At 50.2% G+C, this 13,482-nt stretch carries 5 protein-coding genes and 1 tRNA gene; 4 read left to right on the forward strand and 2 right to left on the reverse strand.

Annotated elements, in window-relative coordinates:
- Positions 1–65 precede the first annotated feature (65 nt).
- The 3 genes from D7Z26_RS26655 (at position 66) to D7Z26_RS26665 (ending at position 9,553) form a co-directional block, all read left to right on the forward strand.
- Positions 66–8,594 (forward strand): Ig-like domain-containing protein, encoded by an 8,529-nt coding sequence (locus tag D7Z26_RS26655; RefSeq protein ID WP_120980072.1) that lies wholly within the window; start codon positions 66–68, stop codon positions 8,592–8,594.
- Positions 8,595–8,735: 141 nt separating this feature from the next.
- Positions 8,736–8,811, forward strand: a tRNA-Arg gene (locus D7Z26_RS26660).
- Positions 8,812–8,989: 178 nt separating this feature from the next.
- Entirely contained in the window at positions 8,990–9,553 is a 564-nt protein-coding gene (locus tag D7Z26_RS26665; protein WP_120980073.1) for a response regulator transcription factor, read from the forward strand.
- 29 nt (positions 9,554–9,582) lie between these two features.
- Here D7Z26_RS26665 and D7Z26_RS26670 read toward each other — a convergent pair whose 3' ends face one another.
- Entirely contained in the window at positions 9,583–10,992 is a 1,410-nt protein-coding gene (locus tag D7Z26_RS26670; protein ID WP_120980074.1) for a sensor histidine kinase, read from the reverse strand.
- A gap of 101 nt (positions 10,993–11,093) precedes the next feature.
- Between D7Z26_RS26670 and D7Z26_RS26675 the strand changes: the two genes are divergently transcribed.
- Positions 11,094–11,726: a hypothetical protein gene (locus D7Z26_RS26675; protein WP_120980075.1), complete on the forward strand. Its 633-nt coding sequence runs from the start codon at positions 11,094–11,096 to the stop codon at positions 11,724–11,726.
- A gap of 28 nt (positions 11,727–11,754) precedes the next feature.
- Here D7Z26_RS26675 and D7Z26_RS26680 read toward each other — a convergent pair whose 3' ends face one another.
- Positions 11,755–13,479 carry a stalk domain-containing protein gene (locus D7Z26_RS26680; protein ID WP_120980076.1) on the reverse strand — a complete coding sequence of 575 codons (1,725 nt, stop codon included), beginning with the start codon at positions 13,477–13,479 and terminating at the stop codon, positions 11,755–11,757.
- Between the last annotated feature and the right edge of the window lie 3 nt (positions 13,480–13,482).

Below are 13,482 nucleotides of genomic sequence, written 5' to 3' on the forward strand. Positions count from 1 at the left end.
ATCATCTTAGTCGTCATTTCACAAGGAATGAGAGATCTAAGAAATCTCTTGGAGGTGGGTTAATTTTGAAAAAATCGTATGTAAGATTAATATCCATGCTATTAATTGCCGCTTTATCGGTAGCAAACGTATTCGGATTTATTCAAACTCCTTTTAACGCAACCGTTGCTTATGCAGCATCGACAGGCGGCGTAACCAATTCCGATTTTGAATCGGGAGGTTTAACCGGCTGGACTTCGACCGGCTCGGTTACAATCCAAACGTCCGACAAACATGCCGGAACTTCATCCGCGAAAATGTCTGCGGCGAATTCGACTCTTGAACAGACAATTACGAACATTCCGCAAGGAAGCTACACATTGTCCGCATGGGTCAAAGGCGCAACTAGCGGCAGCAGTAATAATGCCTATCTATTGGCGACGAACACAGGCGGACCTGATGCCAGACTGTTGGTTGACGGTTATATTAGCGCTACTGCTTGGACGCAGGTCGCTATTCGTAATGTGCTGATTTACAACGGACAAATCACCGTAAGTTTCTTGTCAGGTAACGGCACTAACCTAGCGATAGACGATGTCGAGCTGACGCTCGATAGCGATGATAATAATCCGGTCATGAACTGGAACTTCGAATCAAACGGGGGCAGCCTGGACAAGTGGGCAGTCGATCAAGGTACGGTATCGCAGACAATAAACTCGGATACCGGTACGACTGCCGCGGTACTCAGCGCTAATTCCCAGATCAGTCAAGTCCTCAACGTGAAACCGAACACTTCGTATATTGCGACCGTTCGGGCCAAGGTGGACAAGCAGGATACTTGGAAAACGATATATCAACGCGATTACAACGGCGCAACCGGCGAGCTCGTCGAAGTTGTAACCTATGGCGATAGAATAAACCTTGGCGTCAAGAACTTATCCGGTCAGGTTCTCCGTCAGGCGCCTGCAGGAACTGCGGGATATTCGCTTGTGACGATCGCGTTCCAAACCGGACCAAGCGATACGCAAGTGACGTTATATGCCAACACGATAAAAGACGCGAATTATGCAAATAGCGTTAAGACCTTTAATTCCGACGATACCGCTGCTCATGACTTGTGGCCGGGTAACGGTTCGGATAAGGCTTACGTGGACAACTTTGATGTATTCGAAATCGACAACTCGACAATTAAGGGGTCCGATGTTTCCTTTCTTCCTCTCATTGAGGATAAAGGCGGTAAATATTTTGCCAATGGCGTGCAACAAGATTGCTTAACGATCTTGTCGAACCATGGCGTTAATGCGATCACCGGAATGATCTTCGTTCACTCCGGCAATCCGGTGTATGACCAAAGCAATCCGAAAAAGATACTGATGTCCTATTTCAACGATATCGATGGAAATCCGTTTCCTCAAACGATGCAAGCCGGCTATTTCGACAAGATCCATTCGTTCGAGCTTGCGAGAAGGGCAAAAGATTTAAACCTCGCCTATCTTCCAAGCTTTCATTTCAGCGATACCTGGATGAGCGCAGCTAAAGCTTACGCTCCGTACGAGTGGATGTACAAAGATTCCAGCGGCAAATTAGTGGATCAAACGTTAGATCAGACGGCAACCACGATGTACAACTATGTTTACGATTTTACCAAGGGCTTGGTAGATCAGGGCACGCCTCCTACGATCGGGGTCAAGCTGGGCAACGAACAAGACGGAGGAATCGTATGGCCTACGGGCAAGGGTTACAGTTCTAACGGCTTCAAGGTGCTTCAAAATGCCGCTTATGACGCGATGAAAGCTGCCTATCCCGGAGCCAGCGGCTACATCCATTCGAATAACGGGTATACTCCGTCCACTTCGGATACCATATTCAACACTTTAAAAAGCAATAGCGTAAAGTTCGATGGACAGGCGTATTCGCTCTATGGCGGACATGCTTCAAGCGATATTCTCTTTATGATCATGAACAATATTACCAAATTCCCGGATAAAGACTATCTTGACGTGGAAACAGGATTTACGTTCACAAAATATAGTTCAACATGGACCAGCGCGAGTTCGTCTATGGGGCAATCTAGTTTTTACCAGAGCACCCCGAACGGGCAGTACAACTGGCTGCTTGACTACATGCAAGCGTTTAGGGATGCTCCCAACCCGAATAACCGAATGAGAGGTTTCTTCTATTGGGAAACCGACTGGATCGGAGTCGAAGGTGCCGGCGGAATGGCAGGCGACGCCAATAGCGTTGACAAACGGATCATGTTCAACAACGGCGACCCTGCGATTAAAGAGATGGGCAGCACGGCTAACGGTAAAATGGGCGATATGATGGACAGTATGTACGCGTATCTGTGGAGAGGTAAGGCTAAAGACAAGCCTGCGACAATGCAAACGCCGCTTAAGGGTTACGGCACATATACGATCGCTCAGACGCATCCGACGGGTATTTCTCTGAATAAATCGGCGACCAGCTTGATTGTAGGAAACACGCAAAGATTGCTTCCTACCCTTACGCCGACGAATGGAATTGTGGATAGCAATGTGACGTGGAGCTCGGATAATCCCGGCGTTGCGACAGTTGACCGTAACGGATACGTAACCGCGGTATCGGCGGGAGCGTCTCGAATTACCGTCAAGACGGTTGATGGAGGATTTAGTGCAACCTGCGATGTTTCGGTAGTTGATCTTACGGAAGCGGGAACGGGAAACCTGAATCTGACCCTTAACGGAAATCCGATTAGCGGCACCGTGTCCGAAAAAGTATGGGATAAGCTTATTTTGAAAGCAACGCTTCCAGCCGGCACGACAAACAAAACCGTTATATTTACGTCAAGCAATCCGCAAGTGGCTTCATTCCTTGGAGAAACATGGCAATCCTCCAATCCGGGTACGTTGTACCAACAAACAGACTTAACGCAGAATGTGCAGCTGAATGTTAAGTTCAACGGGACGACGACGGTGACGGCGACATCGGCGGACGGCACGGCGATCGCGAGCTTCCAACTCGACACGTCCAAAATTCCCGTAACTAAAGTCACGATCGACAAGTCGCCAAGCGTAACCGTAAGCCTCGGCAGAACGCAACAGTTGAAAGCTACCGTCGCGCCGTCTGACGCCAGCTTTAATACGGTAAAATGGACTTCGTCTAACGATGCAATCGCTACCGTTGACCAAAACGGTCTCGTGACAACAAAGTCGACAGGGAAGGCAACGATAACGGCTACCTCCGACGATGACTCGTCCCTATTTGCATCAAGCGAAATTAATGTTGTTCCGGTAATGGTAACCGGGCTAAGCCTTAATAAGTCCACAATTAATATTATGATCGGTTCAACGAAGCCGATTATTCCGATCATCACGCCGTCGGATGCCTATAATAAAAAAATCTATTGGGTTAGCTCCAACAATAACATTGCCACCGTTGACAATAACGGCAATGTCTCCGGTATTGCGGAAGGAGCTGCAGTGATTACGGCAACAACCGATGACGGCGGTTTCCATCAAGACGCTGTCGCAAATGTTCAATCGACGCCTGTCACGGTGAGTGGCGTATCGCTGAATAAGAACACATACTATTTTGCTTCGGATTATTTCTCAAGCACGAATCCGGCGCCAATTGCTCCGAGCGTTCAACTAGTCGCTAACATCTTCCCGGAAGATGCGACCAACACCGATGTTGTCTGGACTACCGACAACCCGCTCGTAGCCACAGTCGATGCATTCGGCGTAGTTACGGGAATTAAATCCGGTGTGGCTACGATTACGGCTAAGACCAAGGACGGCAACTTTACGGCATCATCTAAAGTTTATGTTCCGACCGTGAGCGAGAGTTTCGATAACCGGACGATAGCCGATAATTGGGGATCCGCTCTTGGAACCGGAGGGGGAGCCGGCAATATAGGCGGTTCGGTTACCGCGGTTGCCGGAAATAACGTCTTTCAAATTAGCGGCGGCGGATCCGGCGTCAGAAGTACGCAGAAGGCGTTCTCTCCGGCGATCGTCAATAACAAGATCGAACTGAATTTCGATTGGAACGTGGGCGCTCCAGCCAGCACGCCGGGTGCTCAGCTCAGCATCGAGGACAGCAGTAATAATCGCTACTTGACGCTGCAGTATAATTCCGCAACGGAATTAGTCTACGGTTCCGGCGGCGTTCCAAGTAATGCTGCAATTACCGGAACGAAAGTCGGTACGGGATTCAATGTAAACAATGCGACTTATCAAGTTCAAGTTACGTTGGATTTTGTCGCTAAAAAAATAAACTTAAAAATAACAAACAAAAGTAATTCTTCGGTGACTGCTAATATTTCCAATATTCCTTTTGATTCCGCGACAAATTACAACAACAATTTAGGCAAGGTCGAATTTGTACTTCCGAGAACTAGCGGCACGTCTTCATGGACAAGTTGGATTGACAACTTTAACGTATATGAAGCAACGCCTAAAGCGGCTTGGATTACATTAAATAAAACGTCGCTCAGTCTGCTCGGAATTCCGGGAACTCCTAGCAGCGCTTCCCAGTTAACAGCGACGGTTAATCCGAATGTCGCCGAAGTGGACCAAAGGGTGACATGGAAGTCGAATGATACTTCCATAGCTACGGTAAACAGCGCAGGAGTCGTAACGGCAGTCGCCGAGGGCAATACAACGGTAACCGCAACTTCCGTGGCCAATTCATCGCTGATTGCAATCTGCTCGGTCGATGTACATGGCACGATTGTCCCGGTTGAAGAAATCGGAATTAATGATACCGCCGGACATAAGATTGACGAAACCATCGTCAGTATGAATTCGGGCGATACGAAACAGTTAGTTTTGAATACCTTCCCAAGCAGCCCGGATTATAGGTCTGTAGAGTGGAAATCAGACAATACGAGCGTTGCTATTGTAGATTCCGCTACGGGGTTAGTCATGGCGGTGGGTCCGGGAGACGCGAAAATAACGGTTACGATAGACGCCTATCCTGAATACGGCGGATACATGCCATCCACGTTTTTGACCATTCATACGACTGGAGAAGTACTGGCTAACGTTCAAAACTTGCAGACGGCAATCAATAATGCCGTTGCTGCGAAATCGATGCCTGACGATTATTATACGGCAGCGAGCATCGGCACATTTAACGCGGCTCTGGCAAAGGCTCAAACAGATCTTGCGAGTGCGTTAGCCGACAAATGGGACACTTCCAAGCAAGGCCAAATCGATCAGGATACGGCGGATTTGAATAGTGCGGTATCAGGACTTACGATCAGCTCGGATATTAAAGTGACAACGGTTAGTCTTTCAGCGGGTACTCTGACGCTTTCTGCCGGGTTGTCCAAACAGTTAACCGCAACCGTATCGCCGACACATGCAACGGACAAGAGCCTTACTTGGACTTCCAGCAACCCGTCTATTGCAGATGTTGACCAGAACGGTAAAGTTATCGCTTATAAATCAGGTACTGCCACGATCAAAGCGACTGCAAATAATGGGGGCGCGTTTGGACAGAGTGTCGTAACGGTTTCCAGCGACGTTTCTTCCGGATATGCATTGAACGGCGGAGCAGTATCGGCGAGCAAATCCAGCGGCTCATCCCCTGCAACAAATCCGCTGACGAATGCTCCGTCAATGAGCACAAGCTCCGCCTGGTCGACTGGCGCAAACTTGCAAACGACTTCAACCCCTGAATGGTGGCAGGTTGATCTGGGCTCGTTGGCACGCATCGACAGCATCAAGATGGGCTTCTGGCAGACGATGAAATACAGCATCCTGGTTTCCGATAATGGTACGCAGTGGACGACAGCCGTCGACAATAGCGGAAGTTATGGCGGCGGAGCGGCTACGGCAATCTTTAACGTTAATATGCCTGCCGATACGTTTGCAAGATATATCCGGGTCAATATCTACGGAGTATCGACAACAACTGATTGGGTAGGAATTACGGTTTTCCAAGCCAATGGTGCTTTTGTCTCGCCGCCGGCATCCATTAGCCTGAACAAGAATTCCGATTCCCTTCTAGTAGGCAGTACATTACAGATGATAGCCAGCTTGGCTCAAGTGAATGTGGACACAAGAATTACGTGGACATCGAGCGATACAAGTAAAGCTACCGTTGATTCGAACGGACTTGTAACGGCCAAAGCACCTGGATTAGTTACAATTACAGCAAAAACAACAAACGGAAAAACAGCCGCATGTGACGTAAATGTCGTATCCGACTTACCGAGCATTCCTACTGGATTGACAGCAACGGCAAGCGGAACGGCAGCAATCGACTTGAGTTGGGCAGCGTCAAGCGATGCGACAGGTTATAATGTGTACCGTTCAGCGACACAGAACGGCACGTACACGCTGCTCAACACGACAGCGCCGGTAACGGGAACGAGCTACAGCGATACGGGCCTGACAGACGACACCATGTACTACTACAAGATTACGGCAGTAAATGCGGCAGGCGAATCCGCACAGACATCCGACGTATCGGCGAAGACGGATAAAGCGCTCTCTGCGCCGAATACGCCGACCGGTCTGCAAGCTTCGGCAAGCGGAACGGCGTCAATCGACCTGAATTGGGCTGCATCAAACGATGCGACAGGTTATAATGTGTACCGTTCAGCGACACAGAACGGCACGTACACACTGCTCAACACGACAGCGCCGGTAACGGGAACGAGCTACAGCGATACGGGCCTGACAGACGACACCATGTACTACTACAAGATTACGGCGGTAAATGCGGCAGGCGAATCCGCACAGACGTCCAATGTATCGGCGAAGACGGATAAAGCGCTCTCTGCGCCGAATACGCCGACCGGTTTGCAAGCTTCGGCAAGCGGAACGGCGTCAATCGACTTGAGTTGGGCAGCGTCAAGCGATGCGACAGGTTATAATGTGTACCGTTCAGCGACACAAAATGGTGCGTACACGCTGCGCAATACGACAGCGCCGGTAACGGGAACGAGCTACAGCGATACGGGCCTGACAGACGACACCACGTACTACTACATGATTACGGCGCTAAATGCGGCGGGCGAATCCGCACAAACATCCTATGTATCGGCGAAGACGGATAAAGCGCTCTCTGCGCCGAATACGCCGACCGGTCTGCAAGCTTCGGCAAGCGGAACGGCGTCAATCGACCTGAGTTGGACTGCATCAAACGATGCGACAGGTTACAATGTGTACCGTTCAACGACACAGAACGGCACGTACATGCTGCTAAACACGACAGCGCCGGTAACGGGAACGAGCTACAGCGATACGGGCTTGTCGGCAGGAACGACTTATTACTATAAAGTTACATCCGTGAACAGCGAAGGCGAGTCGGGTTATTCTACTGCAGCCAACGCAACGACAACAGCAACGAGTACCGACCCTGGTACTGACCCTGGTACTGGCCCTGGTACTGGCCCTGGTCCAGGTCCTGGACCATCCAACGGCACTTCGACGCCAAATACGCCTGTGGCCGAAGTCAAAGACGGAACTATAGGGATCAAAGCAAGCGCGGATACGAAAGGCACCGCTATCGTAAACGTCAATGCCGACGACCTGTCGAAGGCGATCAAGGATACCAAGAATAATTCGCTAAATATTAACGTAGAACTTGATCAGTCGGCGAATGCGGCGCAAGCCGTTGCCGTCAATATTCCTGCTCTTCAGTTGAAATCGGGCATCGATAAAGTCAAGAAGGTCGTCATCAATACGGGGCTCGCAACCGTCACTATTAGTTCGGAGCAATTAGATCGGATGTTGGGTGAATATTCAACGCAGCTTCAACTTTCCGTCACCCGTGCAGACGTAACCGGATTGTCCGAGGAAGCCAAAGGTCAAATCGGCCAAAACGACGTCTACGATTTCCATATGAGCGTCGATGGAAAGACGTTCGGTCAATTCACGGAGGCAAATGCTATAACGGTGGATATTCCGTACACGCTCAAAGCGGGAGAAGATCCGAATAAAGTCGTCATCTATTACATCGGCGACGACGGGAAGCTGGAAATTATCAAGAACGGGATCTTCAATCCGCTGACGGGAATGGTGAGCTTCAAACCTCAGCATTTCAGCAAGTATGCGGCTGCGTATGCGAACGTGAAATTCAATGATTTAAGCGGCGCGGCTTGGGCTCGATCGAGCATCGAAGCGCTTGCGGCAAGAAAGATTGTCTCGGGTGTAGGCGGAGACAAATTTAATCCAAGCGGAAATGTTACGCGAGGACAATTCATCCTTATGCTGATCACAGCGTTGAATTTGACGGACAGCGCAGCAAAAGCAACCTTCAGCGATGTGAAAGAGAAAGACTATTATTACCAGGCGGTTGCGACGGCTCAGAAATTGGGTATCGTATCGGGAAGAGCGGATGGAACCCTCGGCGCGAACGCGGCGATCACCCGTCAGGATATGGCCGTAATGTTGTACAAAGCTTTGCTAGTAAAGAAAACGATAGATCCGCAAGCGGCATCGACGCCATCGTTCGGCGATGCGGCAAGCATTGCTTCGTACGCGACGCAAGCGGTAGCGGCTATCCAACGCGAAGGACTGATGTCCGGCTTCGGAGACGGACGGTTCAAACCGTTGAATAATACGACGAGAGCGGAAGCGGCATCGGTCATCTTCAAAGTGTTAAAAGAAAAGTATTAACAGTAAGCCTAACAACATCATGATTTGAACCCGAAGTCCCGATAGAAAAATATCGGGACTTCGGGTATATTTCAACAAATTGCGGGTGGCAAATTCTTTTTGGTTCTTAGAGTGGGATTATGCTATAATGATTATTGCTGTGGCTCCGTAGCTCAGCGGATAGAGCGACGGTTTCCTAAACCGCAGGTCGGAGGTTCAAGTCCTCTCGGGGCCGCCATTTCCATAAAAAGTCGAAGAACCGTGCCGATGGCGCGGTTCTTTTTTGTGTTTATTTGGGGTCATAGCGAATACGAATAAGTTTTGTCGAGGCCGATGAAAGAGCAGGACTATTCATCTAAATAAGCGAATGTAAATAACTGGATTGCCCCCCGTACATCCGAGAGGAGCTGTGGCTTATGATTCGCGTGTTGATCGTCGAAGACGATCTTTTCTGGCAGGATCAATTGCGACATGAGCTTGGCGACGAGCCGGATATCGACGTGCTGGCTACCGTATCCGGCAAAGACGAAGCCCTTCAATTCATACAACAACATCCAACGGATGTCGTGCTCATGGATATTAATTTAACCGCGAACAATTTGGACGGTATCGAAGCGACTCGAATGATCGTCCGGCTCATGAGCGAGCGGACGAAAGTGATCATGCTCACCTCGCTCCACCAATCGGACATCATCGTCGATAGCTTCCGCAATGGCGCGATCAATTACATTACCAAATCGAATTACGCGCATCTCGTGGCCGCTATACGAGAAGCCGATCAAGGCAAAGCTTCGATCCATGCCGACGTCGCGGATGCCGTCCGCAACGAGCTAAAGCTCTCGATATTGACGCCGATGGAGCGCGAGGTTTATCAGATGAAAGCTCAGGGCTTCAACAAATTCCAGATCGCCGAAAAGCTGTTCAAATCCGTGAACACGATCAAAAGCCAGTTAAAGAGCATTCGCGACAAATTACGCTGATCGCGAACTCGATTTTCTCCTCCCGAGATTCAACCGATAGACTCTTCCACGAAGTGCTGTCTGGGAAAAGCCAATGCGATCGTCGTGCCCTTATTGATCTCCGAGCGAACGATCTTGAGCGTACCCGAATGTTTGCGAATAACGGATTGGCAATAACTGAGCCCCAGCCCGAAATGATTCGTATTTTTCTTCGTCGTATAGAACGGCTCGAATACCTTGGACAACAATTCCTTCGGAATTCCGCTACCGTTATCGTGTATTTCGATCGTAACGCCGTTTTTACCGGCGATCATTCTGATTTTCAGAACCCCATGGTCGGAATTCATCGCGTCGACGGCATTGATGCACAGGTTGAATAAGGCTTCCTGCATATGAACAGGATCGCAGAAGACGGTGACGTCCCGACCGAATTCCGTTATTTTATGGATTTTTTTGCGGTCCAAGTGAGGTTCTAGCTGGGTCATCAGCGCTTCCAGAATATCGTGCAGCGATCGGCTCGTTTTGACGAGCGAAATATCTCCGGTTTTGTCCTGTATTCTCTGGATCATCTGCTGCAAATGCCCGGTAACTTGCGGAATATGGTCGAGGAGCTCTTCGATGCGCCCGGTATTGTTCGTCTGAAGATGGGACCTGATTCTATCTTCGATATAATTCAACTTATCCAGCTCGTTCTTGATCGTATGGTTCAAGATCGCCGTTCCGGATTTGATCGCGGTCATCGAGCTTTCGAGCCGCTGCTTCTCGTTGTGCAGCTTGATTCCGAATAGGCCGTACTTGAAAGCAAAGTAACCGAATACGATAATCATCACAAAGGCAATGGCATTAAAAAATTGATCGGGCGTATGTATTTCCAGAAAACCGCTTTCCATCGCGGGCTGTTCGATCCGGGCATCTCGCGTTTGCGCGTTGGCATAGAAGAAGAGGAACATGATCAGCAACGCCGCGGAAGAGATTATCAAGGATCGCTTATAATTGACCCGGATACGGGTATCGTCCCTACCTTGAAACAGCAATCCGATGAAGACGATTCCGAACACGGCGCAACCGAAGACGTATGGCCAGAACCAATTGAACTCGTGGTAGAGAGAAGGATAAGTCTGGAAGTAAAACGAGATGAGGACCACCCCGAACACGCGGGCATACAAATCGGAAAAAGCGATGCAACCCATCAGAACGGTGTAGGGGAAAAGAAACACGAACGCATAGTAGGAAAAGAAGACAAATAACTGCACCGTATCCACGAGAACGGACGGATTCGCGCCGGCTTTCATGTCCGGCAACGCATAGAGCTGGATCCCGTTCGCGAGACGCTGCAATCCGATCAGGAACAGACAGGCGCTCATCCAGTGGGTCACTAATTTCTGATCGAACCTACGTCTTCTCCATAACATGGCGGCGGAATAAGCGAGAACAGCGAATTCGACGAAACGAAATAACATTGGACGCCTCCCGCAATTTCCCAGTATGATCAATTTAGCTATAAATTACTTTTATTGTATATCCCAACCGTTATATTCGCTAGAAGGAGAAGTGATGTGCAGTGGCTTTGCAGCAAATCATTCGCGCCTTCACGCTAGTCGGCATCCTATGTTCGATCGTACTTTTGGGTAGCATTACTTATCAATATTTTGATCCTTCACCCATCGAGCTTAACATTATCATGATAATCGCATTTTGCCCGCTTTTCTTGGGGGTGATCAGTTCTTACTTGGTTCAAGCCGAGCAGCTAGGCCGGTTCGGATTGATCAGCTTCATCGTCCTCACCGCCGGATACCTATTAGGAGGTGTCGGGTTGAATTGGGCCGTCGCTTTCGTCAGCCCCGTTTACGGAGAACTCACCCCTGCCGGAACCGTTCAATCTGCTAATCCACCATTCCCGATAATCCAAGGGATGGCGAGTTCATTCATCCTGCTCAATCTGGGCATGTTGTTGTACGGCATCGCGATTTTGCGATCGAGCCAAACGGCGAAATGGTCGGGCGTTATGTTCCTTCTCTCGATCGTCGGTGCGTTAGCTCCCCCCATGGATTCGAAATGCATATATTTCTTCTGCGCCGGTATCATCTGGATCGGCATTAAAGGTTGGAATTGGAAGCCGACGAATCAGGCGAACGCAAACGAAGGCGCTAGTGCGATGGAGCATGCCCAACAAAAAACAGTTCCTTATCCGTAAACGGAAAGGAACTGTTTTGTATGCACGGCTATTCTACAACCTCAATCTCGGCTACCATGCTCGGATGGATGGAGCAATAATACGTGTAGGTACCCGGTTGATCGAAAAGATGCGAGTAGCTCTGGTTGGGCGGTAAGTCGCGACTTGAGAACGAATCGCCTAGATCGTAGACGGTATGCGACATCGTATCTTGATTGATCCAGGTGACCGTTTGACCTTTGCGGATCGTGAGCTTCTTCGGCATGAAGGCCGCTTTGTCGATAACGATGGTCAGGGGGGAATCGTTGCCCTCTGAGCCGCCCTTCGTCCCGTGCTCATGTCCTGCGTCGGATGATCCGACCTTCATCGTTGCCGTCACGACAACCTCGCCTTTCTTACGATCTAGAAGCACGTTCGCGCCAAACGCTTCCGACACGAAACGAAGCGGGACCATCAATAACCCATTGATCTTCTTAGGCGAAGCGGGAAGGAAAACAAGCCGACCGTCGATTGCCGCCTGGGTATCGTTCTCCGCCAACCGAATTGTTTTCCGATCTCTCGTAAGCGTCACGACTTTCTTGCTTGCGCTCCACGTCGCCGTAGCTCCGAGTTGTTCGCCTAGGAAGTCTGGCGGCATGTACGTCGTTCCCCCGATCGTGACCGGCGCCGCCTTCATCGAGACTGTCTTCCCATTAACAACGGCTGACATGCTCCCCGGCTTGAGTCGCAAGGTCATTGTCATGCTCGAGGCAGCCTCGGAAGTCGGGTCCGTGACTTCGATCATCGTGTGCAAGCCGCCCGGATAAGCGCCGTCGTTCGTATTGTCGACGATATTATGGCTATGGAACGGAAAGCTTCCCGCCTGATCGAAGGTAACGAGCAGATCGTATCTTTCACCGGGTCCGATCAGAATCGTGTCTTTTGTTAAGGGCTCCGGAAGCGCTCTTCCATCCGACGCGATCACTTGGAAATGATAGCCGTGCATATGGAAGCTATGAGATTGATAGCCGGCATTAATCATGCGGATCAGAACCTTCTCGCCGACTACTCCGGATATCGATGCGGCCGAGTCCTCTTCCGTATCGGGATAAGCTTTGCCGTTGATCGTCCAGTAACGCGGCCGGTAGTTCGTTCGATCGTACGCTTTGCCCTCTTCCACCGCCTGATGCCAGACCGGATCGATTTCGTTCAACAGGAACACGTAGTCCTTATCGTAGGCAGGGCCGCCGGTCCACGCTTGGTTCGCGCCGTCCTTCGCCTTGACGACGAAAGCACCGTACATACCCATCTGCAGATGCTCGACGGTATCGACGTGACAATGGTAGAAGTAAGTGCCCGCGTGGCTCGCGGTAAACTTATACGTGAAGCTTTCGCCGACTTGTATGGCTTGAGAGGTATGCGGAACGCCGTCGTTCGCTTGATCCGTATCCAGGCCGTGAAAATGGATCGTATGGGCGAGATGTTTGATTCCCGATTTCTTAGGCCCGATATTGGTGAGCGTGATCTCGACGGTATCCCCTTCGTTCACCTCGATGGGCGGTGCCGGGAACGCGGCCGTTCCCGGTTCGTTCGCCAAGCTGTAGCCCCATACGTAGACAGATTTGCCGTCAGGAAGCGTTACATAGCCGTCGGTGGCGTACAAATGAAATGTTTTGACGGGCGGCTGCGCTTTGCGTTCGGCATTGGCGGTCGGCCTGCCGAACGTAAAGGCGAGTAGGACTGCAGCGAGCAAGAGTGACCGTAACGCTAGCTGAAGCGATTTTTGTCTCGCCATATG

It is taken from the genome of Cohnella endophytica, assembly GCF_003628305.1.
In the GTDB taxonomy this organism is placed as follows: Bacteria; Bacillota; Bacilli; order Paenibacillales; family Paenibacillaceae; genus Cohnella; species Cohnella endophytica.

Excerpts from the sequence above, each read along its gene's own strand:
- D7Z26_RS26665 (WP_120980073.1), top strand. The coding sequence starts at position 8,990 with ATGATTCGCGTGTTGATCGTCGAAGACGATCTTTTCTGGCAGGATCAA.
- D7Z26_RS26670 (WP_120980074.1), bottom strand. The coding sequence starts at position 10,992 with ATGTTATTTCGTTTCGTCGAATTCGCTGTTCTCGCTTATTCCGCCGCC.
- D7Z26_RS26680 (WP_120980076.1), bottom strand. The coding sequence starts at position 13,479 with ATGGCGAGACAAAAATCGCTTCAGCTAGCGTTACGGTCACTCTTGCTC.